Genomic DNA, 18,960 nt, shown 5'->3' with positions numbered 1-18,960 from the left:
TATTTCGTTTTTTTAATGATATTCACAGTCTTTCACTTCGTAATGCTTCCCCTCATCAGGAAACTTCCCTTCAGGAGGCATCCATGCACCTTGGCAAATTCTCTTTTTATTTTTCACCAAGTAAGCATAAGTCCAATCTCTTTCATTATCAAAATTCACAAGTAAATAATTTCTATTATATTGCCTCCCTATTTGCCTCGTTATTTCCCAATTTTGATTAGGGTATTGATTAATGAGGTATTGATTTAAATACTCCTTCTTTTTTGCAAATTGATAGTCATGTATATAGGGGCGGGCCGCAAAGAACATAAGAAGTAGAAAAGTCAATAAACTAGCAATATATATTCCAGGCTTCCTTAACCTTCTCGGCAAAAAAATAGCGACAATAAATAATAAACCAATGAAAATACTTGATGCGATTATTTCAATAACGGTTATTGGATGCAATTCATCACCCCATTATTTATCATTTGTATTTTTTGATAAATTTCTCAATAGATTCCATCACATCGTGAACAATGTTAATCGTCGTATGAATATCTCCTTTTACCTCTAATCCATGATTTGCATTAGGAATAACGAGCCCTGTAACGTTGATATTTTCATTAATGGATACAATAAGCTCTTCAACATAATGAGGGTCATCCGTTCCTATTACATAAAGAGAAGGAATCTCTGTTTTTAAAAGGGCATTATACACAATCTCATCTTTTATTAGAGGTGTCAGCCAAATTCCATATGTATTTTGTCCGCTAATAAAGTCCTTCTCATTCCATTCATATGCCATTGGAATAGTCCCAATCGATTTACTTAAAATAAAATATATTTCATACTTAGCATCATTAAGAACTTCTGTAACCACAGATTTCACATCTTCATATATCCATTGATCCTGATCATGGTGATCTAGTTTTTTAAAGGCTTCATTGTCTAAATAATTGTAATTAATATGAAGAATATCAACATTCTCATTCATACATACACTTGTCGCATAATGAAAAAGCGGTCGCTGAGTTGTGTAGCCAAGCCCAGGCAACATAATACAAAGACTATTATTTTTTTCGTTACCACATATCCATGTGTAGCTGATTGTCGATTGCTCATTTCTAACTACGCTTCCTTCATTAAATTGATACATTCTATTCACCTCTATTTGGTAGATCGCTTGGATACTGGGCAGAAAATAAGTTTTGGTACTCCCAACAAATGATAGTACCGCTATCTCTCCCTAGATGATCATGAACATGCTGCAACATCCGCCTTAAACTATTCTCTATTTTCAACTCATTAGAAAACTCGTTATATATATTCGTACTATCTTGATAATACTCTTTTCCGCATTCCAATATTCCATCTGTAAGCATTAGTATGACGTTTCTTCCCGGTCTCAGTTCCCTAACGCCAGAAGAGTAACAAGGCACGGGTAGTGAAAAAGTATTTACATAGCCAATCCATTCATAAAATTGGCGTTGATTCAGCTTATATTGCCCTAACTTATGCAACTCGTCATGTAAAAGGTAAACTAAGCAGTCTCCTACCGAAAACCACCAAAGATAGTTATCCTTTCTAACACATATGAGGCATGCGGTTTCTCCTTTTACTTTTTCACATGCTGCAGTAAATTCAGCAGATTGAAAGACTGAAAGTAAATGACCTTCTAATAAAGGAAATACACTTTCAATAGATTTACTCAATATCTCTGAAATGCTCTTCCATTCATTCTGGATGGTACGAATAACTAGGTCCACACTTTCCGAACTATCATGGCCATCCAAAATCATGGAAAGCTCCCAATCATCACCCGACCATACTAAAGCACCGTCTTCATTTTTATTGGCACCTGCTCTTGAATTGCCACCATATCTGCCTATTAGAACATGAAGGCATGAATCTATTTTAATTTCATCGATATACTGAATATCGCTTCCAGACCACTTAAATCTATTATCATTCAAAGAAATCCCCTCCAATTATCGTGCAGTTGATAAAAATAAAGGAAGAAAGCACCATGCCTCTTCCTTTTCTGCATTTATTTATTTCTGGTATTTAAAGGACTTCCTTCAACTGTCTTACCAATATAACTTAATACAAATTCACTAAACATTGAATTGGACCAAGCAAACCACTCACGTGTGAATTCTTCTGGCTTGGATGCATTAAAGCCTTCATGCATGAAGCCTGTTCCACCATCTGTATGTAAAAGTGTATGCAAGATTCTCTCTTTTTCCTTATCATTCAGACTTGTCATCCCTTGAATAGAAAGGGCAATATGCCATATATAATGATCTGGTGTATGGGGACTTCCAATTCCTCTTGCAGCTTTTCCTTCGTAATAGAAAGGATTGTTTCTACTTAAAATAAAGTTTCTTGTATTTTGATAGACTGCATCGTCAAAATCGCAGTAACCGAGATATGGTGCAGAAAGCAAGCTTGGTACATTGGCATCATCCATTAATTGATACCCTCCCATGCCATCCACTTCATAGGCATATATTTTCCCATAAAACGGATGTTCAATCGTACCGTATTGCTCAATCCCCTGGCGTATTTCTTCCCCTAGCTCCTTACACTCCTGTGCCAACTGAGCATCGTTTAATACTTTTTCACAAATCTCAGCAGCGTATCCAATGACGACTGCAGCAAACATATTGGCCGGTACAAGATAACCGTACGTGCAAGCATCATCACTTGGACGGAATCCACTCCATGTCATACCTGTCGGAACAACTTTTCCACCTTTTCCAGCACGCTTTAAAGTTTCTGTGTGTAAATTCGTATCACGCTCAAAACGATATGGTGAATTGTTTTCATGATCTTGTTCTGTTCTCCATACCTTTACGATTGTTTTAACAGCTTCTTGAAATTCATTACCCAAATGAGTTGTTTCATCTGTTGTTTTCCAAAGCAAATAGGCAAGTTGAATAGGATAGCATATCGAATCAACTTCATACTTACGTTCCCAGAGCCATGGAGTCATTTCTGTTTGATCATCATGATATCTCTCACCGCTTGGAGAGCTATTAAACGCATTCGCATACGGATCGTGCAAAATAAATTTAATTTGTCTCTTTACGACACCTACGAGCATATTCTTAATCTCTTCATCTTCATTCGCTGCCAAAAGATAAGGACGAACCTGAGCTGCAGAATCACGCAACCACATTGCCGGAATATCACCTGTAATTACAAAAGTCGTTCCATCATCCATTTGTTTTAAAGTAGTTGAGTATGTATTTATGAAGCACTTAGCAAACATTTCATGCAGTTTGTCTTCACCTGGAAAAGCCTGTTTCACTTGATTAATGATTGCTTCTAATGATGCTGGTACATTTTTCATTTTTGTAAGCTCCTTCGATTCCCAATGTCACATTTTTTATGTTCCGAAAAGTTTATTTTGCTAGTCTTAGTTCCTTTTTCTTTGATGGAAAATTCTATTATTCAAATAATATTATAATATTTTACTAGAAAAAGCTGACAAATGCAGTTAAAATTTTCTCTTTTATTAAAATATATTTAATATACTCTCAAGTAAAACAAGAACAAATCATTATGATATTCCCATCAGGGTCTTTAAACGTAAAATCTGCAAGATCTGGGAATGTTTCTATTTCACTTACAATTTCCGCTCCCATTTCCTGTACTAATTCATAAGCAGCATTAATGTCGTCTGTACTAACATTAAATAGCGGTTGGTTTGAAGGCATGAATTTATATTCCTCGTCAAAACAATGATTGTCTAACGTTAATCCAGGTCTCCCTGGTCCCATATCTATCGTATATATAGGTCCTCTGTAATCAGATTCTTGAAACTCTATTCCAAATAATTTTGAATACCATCTTACCGATTCTTTTAAGTTACTAACATGAATGAAAATGGTATCCACTCTTTTATATATAATAGGTTTCATATACAAAATCCCTCCCACATTAATCATATTTCTAGGCATATCTCGAAATCATTCAATTGCTTATATATTCGGCGGTTTAGCTCATTTTCCTTTATAGATCATTTTTTTGTAAAACGTATGTGAAAAAACATTGTATACATTTTATAAAAATCAAATAAAAAATAGAGCTGATTCTCTACTTACAAAGTCAGCTCTACATCTATACTTTATGATTATTAAAGATCCCAATTTACAAATGACCACTTTTTTCTCTTCTAATTGTTAGACTCTTCCCATGTTTTATTTAACCAATCAGCAAATAACTCTTTTTGCTCAAACTGTGGGTAATGAGCGGATTCATCAAAAATGACAAAATCTTTAACTGGTGCTTCAATTTCATTAAAATACGTTCTTGCGGCATTAACTGATGTCATATAATCATAGTTCCCCATAACTATAAAACAAGGTATTTCCAGTTTATCAACTATACTTGTAATATCAAGTTTTCGTTCCTCAGGTATTAATATCTTCTGAGAGAGAGAAACGCCTTTTATATATCGAACAACATCAAGAAAATTATACTCAGAACTAAAGAGAAATCCTAAATAGTAATCCATATTATCATTAATCAATCTTGCGGCTCCACCATATTTTCGAACTAAATTTCTAGGTGTTAATACATCTCCATTTTCAATCGAGATTCTCAGATTTTCAAGTTTGTTTGCATCTTTCTGATTTCCAGCTAACGTTGCCTGATTGATTGTATAATTTAAACTGTCTAATTCACTTTGAACCGTATTTGAAACCTGACCAATTCCTATATACATTGAAAATTTGTCTGGTGCTTTACTCGCTGCTTTCATTCCTATATATGTACCAAATGAATGCCCAATTAAAATCACTTTTTCTTGTCCCAATAATTCTTTGATATGCTCGGTCAGTTCTAAAAGGTCATCAACATGTAAATCAGTGGATAAATCTGAATAATCCTCAAAGAAATGATATGATTTCCCACTGCCTCGTTGGTCATAATGAACAATTGTAAAATTCTCTTCGAGTAAATCTTGGTACTTCCTAACATAAGGAATTTCCGAACAACCTGGACCACCATGAACAAATATGATAATCGGGTTAGAACGGTCTTTCCCTCTAATCATTACTTCAAGTTTTGTCCCATTTATTTCTACCTGTTCCAAAGTGCTAATACTATTTTTTCCTTTAATGTTTGGTGTCCATGTAGGTAAGACGAAACTAATTAGAACTAATGAAAAAATAAAAATACAAATTACTATCAATTTCTTCTTTCTATTCAAATCCTTACTCCTAATATCTTTTTTATTTTTCTCTCTATTTAATCCTCAAAGAAAAAGCATTACTAACTTAATAAAAACTGTATCCATTCTTCAACGCAAGAGTATCATTTTCCTTCTTCTCCGGATGAATTTATAGTAAAGGAAAATCATAATCAGAGTCTAATAGAAATCATTATAATTAGAATCGAAATAGACAATGGAAATTTAACATATAATTAGGAAAAATAATTTTTCCTAGATTAGCGATGACTCATAATGATTCAAACTCAGTTTGAGATGATAATCGAACAACATATAACAGCTTTGCAAGCTTATTGTAACAGACTTACATGTAAAAAGAGGGGATTTCCCCTCTTTTATTTATTCGCAAAACTGTCTAGTCTACATGTTAATTTTATTATTGGTATCTACACGTTTATCTGCATTGGTATTCTAAATGGTACTTTCTGGTAATAATAAGTACAATTCATGTACTGATCTTTTTTCGGACAACAGGAGCTACTTCCGTGGCTAAAAGCTCAATGGCCCTTGCTACATTTTCAAACGGAATTCCTCCTATGTCCATCTGAACCATAAAACGTCTATGTCCAAACAACTCATATTGATAAAGTATTTTTTCAACGATTTGCTGTGGACTTCCAACAAACAAGGCTGTCTCAGGACTTGTCATTTTTTCTAAGTCTTCAAGTTTCATCTTAAAAGTCATTCCACGCTGGCGGTTTAGGTAAGCCCAATAATTGAAGTAAAAAGGATAAAATTCTTCCATAGCCTGTTGAGTCGTGTCTGCTAAATACCCTTGTCCTGTTATGCTTACGTTTAGTTGTTCCTGATGCCCCGATTCCGTAGCGGCTTTTCGGTAAAGGTCAACCAAAGGCTTATACCATATTGACTCTCCGTCGAGAATGACCATCGCCATTCCTACGCCTAATCTGCCGGCACGATCTGCGCTTTTTGGGGTACGTCCAACACCAAGCCAGATTGGCAACTTTTTTTGTAAAGGGCGTGGAGCAATTTCAGCATTCTTTAATTGCGAGCGAAAGCGCCCAGACCATGAAATTCGCTCATTCTCATTTATCTTTAACAATAGCTCTATATTTTCTTTAAATAAATTATCGAAGTCATTGATATCGAATCCAAAAAGCGGAAAGGATTCTAGAAACGCTCCTCTACCTGCTATGATTTCAGCACGGCCATCCGAAATCAAATCTAAGGTAGCAAAGTCTTCAAATAAACGAACGGGATCAACTGTACTTAAGACGGTAGTGGCACTCGTCAATTTAATTCGTTTTGTTGCTTGGGCAATAGCTGCTAAAACAACTTGAGGGGAGGACACCGCATAGTCTAAACGATGATGCTCTCCAACTCCGAATATATCCAGCCCTCCTTCATCAGCTAGCTTTGCTGCTTGAATAATCTCTTTTATTCGCTGACTGGCACTAATTGTTTCACCAGTTAGAGGACTAGGAACGATATCCGCAAGCGTGTAGAGACCTATTTCAAATCCCGAATGTTTCAAATTCTTCTTAGATTCCATAACCCACCTCTTTCTATTTAAATATATTCACATTACCAGAAGGAGCATTAGGATAATCCATCTTCTTCCCTTCTGAATAGTTGCACCAATTTATTTTTGATTAGCTACTTATTTCAAGTTTCTTATCTAAGAAAATGAGTGAAAATAAATTTATCTCAACACATTTTTTTGTAAAGTGATCCATATTCCACTCCAAGTATTTGAATATGGTGGTTGATATTAATATATGAAAATGAAATAAATAGCGATTAAGTCCCTTGTGAATTATTTGGTTGGTCAGTAGGAAATTTCTCTAAGTCCTTAATGTTATTTGTACTGCCTAGCAGGTTGCTTGCACTAGACGGGCAATACCTTCTTATAAAATATCCACAAAGTTCAATCTATTATTTCTTAGCAAAATTAAATCCCCTAAACAGAATTTTTATAATCTGCGTAAGATGACTAAGTGAAGCAAGAACAAATTCTTACATTTTAAAATGTACAAATTTAAACTTCGATAAAAAAAAGCCGATATCCTATGAATCTAGGTATATCGGCTTTCATGATGTTAAATTATTTCCATGTGTTTCATCATATTGTTTATCAATTAATTGGAACTCTTAGAAATCATCTAGGTACTTACTCTTTTATTGGCTTTATCTGATTTTTTTAAATGCACTTCCCCAAGCCACAACGTCGCTAAGCATTTCATTAACATTGTCTAGATGCATATCACGAGGTTTGAAGTCAGTTCCATTTTCAAAATCTAGAAATAATGACAAGGTTGGATGTGTACGAACGTCTGCAATTTTAAGCTCACCACATATTCCCCGCAAATGTTCCACTGCACGGGCACCGCCTGTAGAACCATAGCTTACAAACCCTGCTGCTTTGTCGTTCCAAGCTTCACGCGCGAAATCAAGGGCATTTTTTAAAGCTCCAGTAATACTATGGTTATATTCTTGAACGATGAATACGAATCCATCCAAATTCGCTAATTTCTCATTCCATTCAGCTATTCCCGGTTCTGTACCATCGCTTGTCCCTAAGAATGGTAAATTAAACGTAGCGATATCGACGATTTCATAATTGGCATCTCCACGTTTATCCGCAATGTCTTTCACCCAATTACCTACTTGTGGGCTTACGCGACCTTGGCGTGTACTTCCTAAAATAATACCTATGTTCAATTTTTCGTTTACTGTATCTTCTTGATTTTGTTGTTTTCTAAATAGTTTTTGTAAAAATCCCATGTTGCACCTACCTATTAATTTTATTGATACTTATTTACTAATCTCTTTTCGAACAACAGGAGCTACTTCAGTGGCTAAAAGCTCAATTGTCTTTGCCACATTCTTAAACGGGATTCCTCCTATGTCCATCTGAGCCATGAAGCGTCTATGTCCAAATAGCTCATATTGATAAAGAATTTTTTCAATGATTTGCTGAGGACTTCCAACAAACAAGGCTGTCTCTGGACTCGTCATTTCCTCAAAGTCTTCACGTGTCATGTTAAAATTCATTCCGCGCTGGCGGTTTACGTAAGTCCAGTAATTGGCATAAAAAGGGTAAAATTCATCCTTTGCCTGTTGGGTTGTTTCTGCAATATACCCATGCCCCGTTACGCTTACGTTTAGTTGCTCCTGATGTCCAGATTCCATACCAGCTTTACGGTAAAGGTCAACCAAAGGCTTAAACCGTCTTGGATTTCCACCGAGAATGACCATCGCCATTCCAACCCCTAATCTGCCGGCACGAGCTGCACTTTCAGGAGTACCGCCAACACCAACCCAGATTGGCAACTTATCTTGTAAGGGACGAGGAGCGATTTCAGCATTCTTTAATGGTGAGCGAAAGCGACCAGACCATGAAATTCGCTCCGTCTCATTTATTTTTAAAAAAAGCTCCATATTTTCTATAAATAATGCATCATAGTCATGGATATCGAATCCAAAAAGAGGAAAGGATTCCAAAAACGCTCCCCGACCTGCTATGATTTCAGCACGTCCATCCGAAATCAAATCTAAGGTAGAAAAGTCCTCAAATAAACGAACTGGATCAACTGTACTTAACACGGTAGTGGCACTCGTCAATTTAATTCGTTTTGTTGCTTGAGCAATTGCTGCTAAAACAACTTGAGGAGAAGACACCGCATAGTCTAACCGGTGATGCTCCCCAACTCCGAAGATATCAAGCCCTGCCTCATCAGCTAGCTTTGCTGCTTGAATGATCTCCTTAACACGCTGACTGGCACTAATTGTTGTTCCTGTATGAGGATTAGGACCAATATCTGCCAGCGTGTAGAGCCCAATTTCAAAACCATTTTGTTTTAACTCTTTTCGCGATTCCATATCACACCTCATTCCAGTTAAAACATCAATTTAATCGCATTACCAGAAGGATCATAAGTGATAAAAACATCGTTTTCTTCCTTTAAAATTGCACCCATTTGCTTCAAATTGGCTGCAACCTTATTACGTGTTTCTTCATCTGAGTAAATTAATGTAAACGACTCAATCCCAACACCGTTTTTTGGTGGTTGTGGTGCCCCTATACCGTTCCATGTATTCAGCCCAATATGATGATGATATTTATTAGAAGAAATAAAAAGTGCCTGATCTCCAAAACGGTTTACTACTTCAAAACCAAGTCCTTTTGTATAAAATTCTTCTGTCTTAACTAATTCCGAAACATGTAAATGGATATGTCCCATTACCGTATCAGCAGGTAGTCCATTCCACGATCCTTGTTTTCCGCTCGATAGCAAATCTGGAAAATTCAAAGGATCCACTGCCATTGCTACTTCCCCGTTACTCCATTCCCAATCGGAGGGATCACGGTCGATATAAATTTCAATCCCATTCCCGTCCGGGTCAGATAAATAAAGAGCTTCACTGACAAGATGATCGGATGACCCGATTCGAACACTATTTTCAATAAAATGTAAGACTATATTCGCTAAATCCGAACGATGCGGTAAAAGAATCGCAAAATGATATAACCCTGTTGTTCTTGCTTGTTTAGGAATCACATTATCTGGCTTTTCTAAAGACAAGATACTAGTTTTTCCATCAGTCGTTAACTTAGCAGATGAATTCGTTTGTTCTAAAACTTTAAAACCAATTACTTCTTGATAAAATTGAAGAGAACGCTCCAAGTCTTCCACTTTAATTGTTACATGACCTACAAAAGTAGTCGGCTTATTATGAAATGTCATTTTATCCCTCCTTATCAACTAGTCTTATTTGAACGAAATAACTTGTAATCCAACGATAATTCTGATTGCTTCGCCAAGACAAAGTATATAGATGCAGCAAGTAAGATTAGATCGAGTTCATATCCTGCCATTTCTCGATTTCCAAGAAATCCTACCGAAAATTTGACCGTAAATATGGCACCTAACATGATAACCGCAAGTAATATTGATACAAGTCGAGTCCCTAGACCCAGTATCAATGCAGCGCCGCCAATTAATTCGATCAATGCAACGACATAAGCCAAGAATCCTGGAATTCCAATGCTATCAAAGAATCCGACGGTATTTGTAATTCCACCTTGAAACTTTGCTAACCCATGAATGAAGAAAATAATACCTAATGCTAAACGCAATACAACCTTGCCAAACTCATTGTTTTTCATAATTTTTTTGCTCCTTTAAAAATAATTAACTTACTTTATGTAAGTAAGTATATATAAGTGTCATAATTACGTCAAGTAACTTAATTTTAAAAGTGTTGTTAAATAATTGTTTTCCAGTTATTTTTTTACTGTACGGTAGCGAAAATTAGAAATATTAACCTTTTCAATAGTGGATGTGACCAGTTTCTTTTTAATTGGCCAGCAGATTTTGTATAAAGGATAGTTATCACCTCGTAATAAAGTAAACACCAAAAGTAATTTGAAATTGAATTACTTTTTAATTGTCGAAGTAGTTTTGACCTGATAATAAATAAATCCCTCAAATAACTCTATTTGAGGGAACAATAACAAACTTCATTTCTTTGTATTAGATATTACTTTTGAAACAAGCTACCTTTTAGCTTTAAATATCTACTCCTTGTAAGAAAGGATTAGTTCCAATTAAACTTTTTACCCGTTTAATCGTATTTGGCCATATAGGTGTACCACCGCTTCTGCTCAGCAAAATCCATCTTAGGCAAGCCAATGATTCGAAAACTTCTAAGTCTTCGTTTGGAATGTCATTTTTTAATAGATACGTGGAACGGAACACTTGGGCAAGCCGTTCCGAGGTGTAAATTCTTTTCAAAGTAAGTGACCAAGCAAAATCATATCTTGAATCACCTAATTGTCCATTCGTCCAATCTATAACAGTATATCGGTCATTCTCTTCCAAAATATTGGCAAGATGAAAATCACCATGAATAATACATTCCTGCATTATTTCGATATGATGAACCAATGAAATTACTGCATTATATATGTCAGGATGCTTGTTTATTTCAGGAAAAAAGTAGTCTGCGAAATCATACTTTGGAAGTTCAATCGTTCCTATCTCTTCAATGTTAGTTTGATGTAAAGATGATAATATTTTTGCAAAATCAATCATTTTCTTATTATTTACTTTAAGGACAGGTCCTCCATTAAAAGTTGTCAACAATACCTTGTGTGAGTTTTGATTTATCCCCCAACCAACTGGCTTAGATACTGATAATCCTCTTTCAAAAAGGACGTTCAATAAACGGAATTGAAAACTTATATCAGGTTTGGAGCTCTTATTCCATACTTTCAGTACAAAACTCTCATTATCTGATTCTATTTTTATTACTTCTGCTTCATAACCTTGATTCATTGGCTGTAAGGTTAAATTGTGTTCCTGAACAATTAAACCATCTAGAATATCACTTTTTTCTATCCAATTTATTACACTTAAAGGTGTACTCAATAGACATTTTCCTTTCACAAACTTATTTTGATTGGTATGTATAGATCCATCACATTCTGCTATCTTTACCATAGAAATTACACTCTGAACGTACGCAAGCATAAATATGACGTTAATTAAGTTTTATCTTGTTTGTTCTTCAACTTTACCTATTCAAATTCCTTCCGAAGATATCCATTCATACTTAATGTCAGGTAAATCTTCTTCATTTTCATGTCCTCTACCAATGATTTTAAACCCATGCTTTTGATAAAATCGTTGTGCATTTACATTTACTTCAAATGTAAATAACGTTAATCTCCCACTTGATTGTTCTTTTGCCCTATCCAATAAACTTTGACCTATACCCATTCCTTGATAATTGATATGAATGTAAAGTTGGCTGATTTCTATTTTATTGTAGGCAATCATCCCAACTACATTCCCATCCAGTAATGCTAAATCTATTTGAAAATCTTTGGTTAATATATGATTCAAAAAATATATGTGATTGTCGACGCTATGAATTTCTTTCTGACCAATAGCCTGTTCCTTACTATCTCGCCACATTTTCACTGTTTGTTCTACGTATTTGGGATGATATTTTGTAATGATAATTTTATGTGGGTTCACTGCTATTACCAAGCTTTTACTGCTTTCCCATGTTCAAATCTTTCAAATAAAAAGGTAAGTATCCTATCAGCTGCATACTCAGGTGTTTTTAAGATTTTTTTATTTACCGTATTTCTGTGCATATATGTATCAACCATTCCTGGTCTAATTGCCATGATCTTAACATTACTTTTCTCTATTCCAATGCTTTTTGTAAAAGTTTCAAGTCCTGCTTTTGATGTCGAATAACAACTTCCACCAGAGGATAAATTGAACGATGCACCAGAAGAAACATTTAAAATTCTTTTTTCTATATCGTATTGTTCAGATTGTTTTATAAAATTAGACGTTAAAATCATTGGAGAAATTAAATTTACATTCATCATTTTTATAATAGAGTCTGGCTCTGTTCCCTCTATATTTTGAGTAAAGTAAACACCAGCATTGTTAATGAGATATAAAGATTCAATAACAGAAGAATCGATTTTCTCAAAAATATTTTTCATTAGTTCTTCTATTTCATATGTATTGTTTAAATCGAATTCGAAGTAATCCAATTTGTGTTTCTTTGAATTTGCAAGTGAAATTAGTTCATTATTCTTTTTTCTAGAAACACATAGTAAATGGTTATTATTCGCTAACAGTTTTTTACAAATAGCTTCTCCAATACCTCTTGATGCACCCGTCAAAATAAAATAATTCACTTCTACCAGCCCCATTTTATGCAATAAATTTTTTCCGAAAAAGTATATAGTTATATTCTTTAAACTTATAAATAATTCCTTCAGTTAACTATTTCTTTATTTACGAACAGAAATCCTTAGTCAAAGAAAAAAGACCATCACATTAGTTTGTGACCGCCTTCTTCTTGGCTCTTACAACTCACCGTGACTTAAACATAATCTCTATCGAATTAAATGCACAACCATAAGTACTTGAGAGGGGTAAGCTAAGTCACTAATGATTGTTCATATATGAGATTATGTTGTGTAGGTCACGTTCTATTTGTGGGATAACAAAATAATAAGAATCTAGAAGTTTGGTGTTTAAATGAGTTAGATCTTTATTTTCGGACATCCCTCAGTGTCACTTTGGATACCATGTGGTGGAATCCGAAAATTGGATTTTTTAAAAGCATGAAAATGGTTAAATATGAAACACACTTGTCGTCCTAGTAATACTTTAATTGCCCTTAAGTCGGTAATTACAGTTATGGTCGTTCCCCTTCCAATGATACTGAAGATTTAATTCGGTATCTTTCCTATTAAACTTAATCTCTAAAGGATCCTCTTCGAAATTCATAAACTCTATATGAATTTTATCGCCTTTTATTTTGTGGCTACCCATCCAAACTCTAATGGTTGTAACTTCATCTTCTTTCACTTCTTCAAGTGTAATGGGTCTAAAATTTGAGTACCCATCTCGAAATTTAATACTTTGAAAACATCCCTCATTCGCTGAAGCAGCCTCCATGCTCCTTCCAACTTTGATTTTCCTATAGCCACATTAATAGCAAAATAAGAAAAATATCCAATGATCAGTAATAAAATAACAATTCCTGTAATCTTTAAGATTTTTTTAATTCTCATCACCTCCTATATAGCTTATTTCCAATATATATTATGCTGTTTAAAAAACAGCATAAAGAAAATGTATGAAAAATCAATAGTAAATAAGTTGCTACTTTAATGGACCTTGATAAGACTTTTGTCAAAATGACTAAAACGATTGTTTCCTATTATTCTTGACGTTAATTATTTAATTACGTAATGCTTTTCAGTTAGAGGATGTTATAATTTGGTATAAATACTACTGTTTACCTTCATACCCATTACGAATATTCCGATGCACAACAATTGATATGAATCAGTCAGTCGTTCAGCGGAGAATGGTATCCCTGCACCAGAAGGGTACGGGATTATCGGGGTTAATGGAAAGTAAAAGAAAGGTTGAATAGGAGGAAGCTAAAGGCATGGAGCGGATAAAAAACCCAAGTATAAAATTAAAAAGGCACTTGGATTACCAAGAGTATGTAGATATAAAAAGCCTCATGAAATACTGTGTGGAAAAGGATAATGTAGCACTAAAGCTAGAGCTTGATTATAAACTAAGTAAACCTCTAGATAAAAGTGAAGATCTTAATAAGATCAATGAATTTATGTTCTATGATGAAGGTACACTTATTGGATATATAGGCATATGTCAATTTGGTGGAGAAACGTTGGAAGTTAACGGTATGGTTCATCCCGAATATAGGAGGTTGGGGATCTTTAGTAGGTTATTCTCATTAGTGAAGGATGAGTGGTATAAAAGAAAATCACAGGATATGTATTTACTGAGTGATAATAATTCCCTACCCGGTCTTGAATTTATAAAGCGTACGGGCGCTTATTATGATAACTCGGAATATGATATGTTTTTAAAAGGTGATCTAAGAAGAGGCTCAGATTTAAACGAATTGAGACTTAGGAAAGCGATCAATAAAGATGCAAAAGAAATTGCAAGACAAAATGCTGTCTATTTTGATATAGACCCCAAGAAAGTGGGTTTAATTCTCCCGGAGGAAGAAGCAAACCGCGGTGTAGATATTTATATTGCTGAATTTAATAACACAATCATAGGGAAGGTTCATTTGGAAGTACATGATGGTATAGGTGGTATTTACGGGTTGGGAGTTCTTCCAGAATATAGAGGGAATGGGTACGGCAAGGAGATATTAATTAAATCGGTGCAGCTGCTAAGGGCAAAGCAAGTGAATGAAGTAATGCTGCAAGTTTCTGTGAAAAACAAGAGTGCATTGAACCTCTATAAATCCTGTGGTTTTGAGGTAGTTTCTACGATGGACTATTACAAACTAAGAAAAGAGATCAATAGTTTGCCTTAATAGGGATAGTTAGATTAAGCAGGAAATTTCAACAATCGAGCGCATATCCGGAATAGGGATTTGCGTGTTTTTTCATGATAGAGCCTAAATGTTTAGTAAGCTCAGCAATCGAGGTTATGGATTTATTCCCATCTAGTAGTAATTCAATAGCTTTTAAATGTATATCATCTAACATTAGTAAAAATCCCATTAAAAATATTTCTTTAGTAACTACTGTGTTTAACTTTTCCATAAAAAAAACTGTACCTCCAATCTAATAATGGAAGTACAGTTCAAGAGAATTACTTATCTATCCAATTTAGTTGATCTCTATTTTTTTCCCTTCTTTACGCCACTCTTTATATTCAGCAGCTGCTGTGAAAAGTACATCTGTAGAAGAGTTAAGTGCCGTTTCAAAAGAGTCTTGTAAAACAGCTATAATAAAGCCTACTCCAACTACTTGCGCAGCAACATCAGGCGAGATTCCAAATAAGCTACAAGCTAGAGGGATTAGTAATAACGATCCTCCTGCAACCCCAGAAGCACCACAAGCACATACTGCTGACAATACGCTAAGAATGATTGCTGTAGGCAAGTCCACTGGTATTCCTAGAGTATGAACAGCTGCAAGAGTTAAAACAGAAATAGTAACAGCAGCTCCAGCCATATTAATCGTTGCACCTAATGGAATGGAAACTGAATAACTATCCTTATTTAAACCAAGATTCTCACATAATTTCATATTTACTGGAATGTTTGAAGCTGAGCTACGAGTAAAGAATGCTGTAATACCGCTTTCCTTTAAGCACTTAAAAACAAGAGGGAAAGGGTTTTGCTTAATCATTACAAACACAATGAATGGATTAACAACCAACGCCACAAAGAGCATACACCCAATTAATATAACAAGTAATTTACCATAGCCGAGTAAAGCGCCGAGTCCACTTGTCGTAATTGACTCAAAAACTAGACCCATGATTCCTAATGGTGCTAACTTAATTACCCATGTTACTAACTTGGAAATAGCATCAGAAAAATTAGAAATCATTGTTTTTGTTGAATCAGCTGCATTTTTTAAAGCCAAACCAAGAAGTACTGCCCAAGATAAAATACCGATATAGTTTGCATTAAAAATTGCCTTAACTGGGTTATCAACAACGTCCAGCAATAATTTTTTAAGTACCTCAACAACATCTTTAGGAGGATTCACGCCCTCCGCACCTTTTGTAAGTGTTAGATCTACTGGAAAAATAAAACTTACAATTACAGCGATTAATCCAGCTAAAAAGGTTCCTATTAGATATAAAGTGATAACAGATTTCATATTCGTTTTTTGACCATTTTTATGTTGGGCGATGGCCGACATAACCAAGAAGAGTACCAACACAGGCGCAATTGCTTTCAAAGCACCTACAAATAAAGAACCTAAAATGACAACAGGTTTTGCTACTTCAGGAATTGTTAATGCAAGGATAATACCAATAATCAGACCTACAATGATTTGTTTTACTAGACTCAAGCGATTCCACTTTTTCAGTAGATTTTTCATAGATGCTCCCCCTACTTGTTATAATCTGTTTTAGATAAAATCGAACTGTTCATTTAGATGATTTTAAATGGAAGATGGTATTAACTATAATGCTAGAGATCTTCAAAAATTCACCTAAATATTAAAGCGGTTTCAATTACATTTTCTCTAATTGATTTTTCTAAACAAAAAAGATAATTGCTTTCTTGTAAGTAAAATTATACGTACTTTTTGTTATATTACAATACTATTATTATTAATGGGAATTATTAAATAAAATGGAATTTAAATAGATATTAAAGACAGGTGAAAGTTTTCAGTAAACTAATTGCTGAAGTTTATTATTTAAAAATCACCACAATCAGTATGAAAGGAAGCGTTGCAAATTGAACTAAAACTTTTATAAGTAATTAAAAAAACAGCGTTTAAATAACACTGCTTACTTTGATTATATTTTCTAATATTACCTTAGAAATTTTTTAATCCTTTTATAACCTTTTGTATCAAAATTAATATGAAATCTTTTTCATTTACAAGACAAACAATTAATTATTTCTAAATGTTCGAGTCCCTTAAATTGAGATAAAGGAAAATCTACTATTTTTCAGTTAATAACCACTTGATCTACAAACATCTAATCTATGTATAACATTTTTTTATGCATTTCTATCCATTCCATTCATCCGCTAGTATTCCATAAATAACATGGTCAACATAATGGTCATATAACCACTCTGCATTTCTAATACAGCCTTCATTTACGAAACCTAGTCTTTCTGGAATACTTCTACTCTTTTTATTCTCAACAGCAGCCCTAATTTCCACTTTATTCAATTTTAATTCGGTAAAAGCATAATCAGTTAATGCTCTAGCCACCTTCGTCATAATGCCATTTCCCTGATACTCTTCTACAAGCCAATAGCCAATATATGCTGTTTTGTTTGCCCAATTAATACTATTAAAGCTTGCAACTCCAACGATATTTCCCTTAAACAATATAACAGCAGTCAGACTTTTATTTTCAGCGAAAACCTCTTAAACACATTTTTATAAAATCTTCAGTATCCTCCTTTTTAGTTGTCGTATCTAGCCATGGAAGCCATTCACGCAGATAGTCTCTCGATTGAATGATTAATTCAAATAATTTCTCACTGTCCCTTAAATCAATAAGCTTTAAAGATAATTCTTCATCAATTTTATGTAGAAACATTTTATTCCCTCCGCAACATGAAAACTATTTTACCAACTTCTTGAACTTAAATCTAATTACCATTGAAAAATATGAAGAATAATAGTCTAGTTGATTTGCTTTGTTCCTCCTCTCAATCTGACTAGGACATGAAAGTTTTAGTTGATTCCTCGTATTATCCAACTTGGCCTCTTCTTTATGTATTTTGATTTTTAAAAAGCTTAATAAAACATAATATAAATAATTTTTTTAAAGGGTGTCCTTTTGATCTCCTCTTCTCTATATAGAGAGTGGAGGGATAAAATTGACAAATCGAATGAACAAAAATGATAGATTAGAATTATCACCGAACCTAGCTTTAAAAATTGGATTAAATGAGAGTATTGTTTTTCAACAACTAGCTACATGTATTCATGAAAATGGAATCTTAATGGATGGAGATTGTTGGGTTTCGTTGACATATGAACAATGGCAAGAGATTTTTCCTTTTTGGTCTACTTCTACAATCAAAAGAATCTTTACCTCACTACAAAAAATGGGATTTATTAAAATTGAACAACACGGCAAACATCGTTATGACAGAACTAATTGGTACTGTATTTGTAGCTCTAAAAACAAGGGTTTTATCCTAAAAAGTACAAAGAACCTAGAAAACATTGCTGAACAGTCTACACAATCTGAAACCAATCCTACTAACAAACAGAACCTGTCTCCTGAGGAAGAGCAAAAATATAAAGAAATAGAAAAAAGGTTAAACGAATTGCACTTCTTCCCGCTCAAAGAATATCAAAAGAAAGAATTGATAGAAGCATGCCAGTCCTTTTCATTGTCCCAAATCATGGATGCCATTCAACAAACAGAGGAAAAGTCTATTTACGCGTGGAAATACGCATATAAAGTATTGATTACAAACGGAGCGCATGCCAGAAGAAATAAGACATCCTTTCGAAAGCCGATTCGTACCGAATCACTGCCAGATTGGTTCGGCAAAGAAGAAAAACTAATCAATTTTGAATTAGATGAAGAAATGCTTATAAAGAAAAAACGACTGGAAGCGATACAAGCGAAATATAGAGCCGGGTAATTATAATCGATTGCTTTGCATTCCTAGAAAAATACATATATTGACGAACTTCATATACAAAAAAGATGTAGTATGTGTGCTTATAAGGC

The 18,960-nt window shown here is 34.3% G+C and carries 19 protein-coding genes and 1 pseudogene; 2 read left to right on the top strand and 18 right to left on the bottom strand.

The window, feature by feature from the left end; genetic code table 11:
* Nucleotides 1-12 precede the first annotated feature (12 nt).
* The 15 genes from MT489_RS11815 to MT489_RS11745 form a co-directional block, all read right to left on the bottom strand.
* Nucleotides 13-447: a hypothetical protein gene (locus MT489_RS11815; protein ID WP_244681761.1), complete on the bottom strand. Its 435-nt coding sequence runs from the start codon at nt 445-447 to the stop codon at nt 13-15.
* A 19-nt stretch (nt 448-466) separates the two neighbouring features.
* Nucleotides 467-1,138: an alpha/beta family hydrolase gene (locus tag MT489_RS11810; protein WP_244681760.1), complete on the bottom strand. Its 672-nt coding sequence runs from the start codon at nt 1,136-1,138 to the stop codon at nt 467-469.
* A 1-nt stretch (nt 1,139) separates the two neighbouring features.
* Nucleotides 1,140-1,961: a PP2C family serine/threonine-protein phosphatase gene (locus tag MT489_RS11805; RefSeq protein WP_244681879.1), complete on the bottom strand. Its 822-nt coding sequence runs from the start codon at nt 1,959-1,961 to the stop codon at nt 1,140-1,142.
* A 68-nt stretch (nt 1,962-2,029) separates the two neighbouring features.
* Nucleotides 2,030-3,337 carry a glycoside hydrolase family 125 protein gene (locus tag MT489_RS11800; RefSeq protein ID WP_244681759.1) on the bottom strand — a complete coding sequence of 436 codons (1,308 nt, stop codon included), beginning with the start codon at nt 3,335-3,337 and terminating at the stop codon, nt 2,030-2,032.
* A gap of 187 nt (nt 3,338-3,524) precedes the next feature.
* Entirely contained in the window at nt 3,525-3,908 is a 384-nt protein-coding gene (locus MT489_RS11795) for a VOC family protein (RefSeq protein WP_244681758.1), read from the bottom strand.
* 254 nt (nt 3,909-4,162) lie between these two features.
* On the bottom strand, nt 4,163-5,200 hold the full coding sequence (locus MT489_RS11790; protein WP_244681757.1) for an alpha/beta fold hydrolase: 1,038 nt from the start codon (nt 5,198-5,200) through the stop codon (nt 4,163-4,165).
* A gap of 466 nt (nt 5,201-5,666) precedes the next feature.
* Entirely contained in the window at nt 5,667-6,734 is a 1,068-nt protein-coding gene (locus MT489_RS11785; protein WP_244681756.1) for an LLM class flavin-dependent oxidoreductase, read from the bottom strand.
* Between the two features lie 635 nt (nt 6,735-7,369).
* Nucleotides 7,370-7,966 carry an NADPH-dependent FMN reductase gene (locus tag MT489_RS11780; protein WP_244681755.1) on the bottom strand — a complete coding sequence of 199 codons (597 nt, stop codon included), beginning with the start codon at nt 7,964-7,966 and terminating at the stop codon, nt 7,370-7,372.
* Nucleotides 7,967-7,996: 30 nt separating this feature from the next.
* Complete coding sequence (locus MT489_RS11775) at nt 7,997-9,064, bottom strand: LLM class flavin-dependent oxidoreductase (protein WP_244681754.1); 1,068 nt, start codon at nt 9,062-9,064, stop codon at nt 7,997-7,999.
* A gap of 17 nt (nt 9,065-9,081) precedes the next feature.
* Nucleotides 9,082-9,930, bottom strand: coding sequence for a VOC family protein (locus tag MT489_RS11770; protein ID WP_244681753.1), 849 nt, complete (start codon nt 9,928-9,930; stop codon nt 9,082-9,084).
* Nucleotides 9,931-9,944: 14 nt separating this feature from the next.
* Nucleotides 9,945-10,352 carry a DoxX family protein gene (locus tag MT489_RS11765; RefSeq protein ID WP_244681752.1) on the bottom strand — a complete coding sequence of 136 codons (408 nt, stop codon included), beginning with the start codon at nt 10,350-10,352 and terminating at the stop codon, nt 9,945-9,947.
* A gap of 403 nt (nt 10,353-10,755) precedes the next feature.
* Complete coding sequence (locus MT489_RS11760; RefSeq protein ID WP_244681751.1) at nt 10,756-11,616, bottom strand: aminoglycoside phosphotransferase family protein; 861 nt, start codon at nt 11,614-11,616, stop codon at nt 10,756-10,758.
* 153 nt (nt 11,617-11,769) lie between these two features.
* Nucleotides 11,770-12,228: a GNAT family N-acetyltransferase gene (locus tag MT489_RS11755; RefSeq protein WP_244681878.1), complete on the bottom strand. Its 459-nt coding sequence runs from the start codon at nt 12,226-12,228 to the stop codon at nt 11,770-11,772.
* Nucleotides 12,229-12,233: 5 nt separating this feature from the next.
* Nucleotides 12,234-12,911, bottom strand: coding sequence for an SDR family NAD(P)-dependent oxidoreductase (locus tag MT489_RS11750; RefSeq protein ID WP_244681750.1), 678 nt, complete (start codon nt 12,909-12,911; stop codon nt 12,234-12,236).
* Nucleotides 12,912-13,586: 675 nt separating this feature from the next.
* On the bottom strand, nt 13,587-13,796 hold the full coding sequence (locus MT489_RS11745) for a hypothetical protein (protein WP_244681749.1): 210 nt from the start codon (nt 13,794-13,796) through the stop codon (nt 13,587-13,589).
* Between the two features lie 383 nt (nt 13,797-14,179).
* Between MT489_RS11745 and MT489_RS11740 the strand changes: the two genes are divergently transcribed.
* Nucleotides 14,180-15,091 carry a GNAT family N-acetyltransferase gene (locus tag MT489_RS11740; RefSeq protein ID WP_244681748.1) on the top strand — a complete coding sequence of 304 codons (912 nt, stop codon included), beginning with the start codon at nt 14,180-14,182 and terminating at the stop codon, nt 15,089-15,091.
* A 28-nt stretch (nt 15,092-15,119) separates the two neighbouring features.
* Here the strand turns inward: MT489_RS11740 and MT489_RS11735 are convergent, their stop codons facing one another.
* The 3 genes and pseudogenes from MT489_RS11735 to MT489_RS11725 all read right to left on the bottom strand — a co-directional run bounded on the left by MT489_RS11735 (nt 15,120) and on the right by MT489_RS11725 (nt 17,808).
* Nucleotides 15,120-15,323 carry a hypothetical protein gene (locus MT489_RS11735; RefSeq protein ID WP_244681747.1) on the bottom strand — a complete coding sequence of 68 codons (204 nt, stop codon included), beginning with the start codon at nt 15,321-15,323 and terminating at the stop codon, nt 15,120-15,122.
* Between the two features lie 66 nt (nt 15,324-15,389).
* Entirely contained in the window at nt 15,390-16,619 is a 1,230-nt protein-coding gene (gene sstT / locus MT489_RS11730) for a serine/threonine transporter SstT (protein WP_244681746.1), read from the bottom strand.
* 645 nt (nt 16,620-17,264) lie between these two features.
* Nucleotides 17,265-17,808, bottom strand: a pseudogene (locus MT489_RS11725) (GNAT family N-acetyltransferase).
* A gap of 283 nt (nt 17,809-18,091) precedes the next feature.
* Here MT489_RS11725 and MT489_RS11720 point away from each other — a divergent pair.
* Nucleotides 18,092-18,871 carry a hypothetical protein gene (locus tag MT489_RS11720; protein WP_244681745.1) on the top strand — a complete coding sequence of 260 codons (780 nt, stop codon included), beginning with the start codon at nt 18,092-18,094 and terminating at the stop codon, nt 18,869-18,871.
* The last annotated feature ends 89 nt before the right edge of the window (nt 18,872-18,960 follow it).

Source organism: Lederbergia wuyishanensis (assembly GCF_022900255.1).
Taxonomy (GTDB): Bacteria; Bacillota; Bacilli; order Bacillales; family Bacillaceae_C; genus Lederbergia; species Lederbergia wuyishanensis.
The sequence above is the reverse complement of the archived record's forward strand: the minus strand, read 5'-3'. Positions and strand labels throughout refer to the sequence as shown.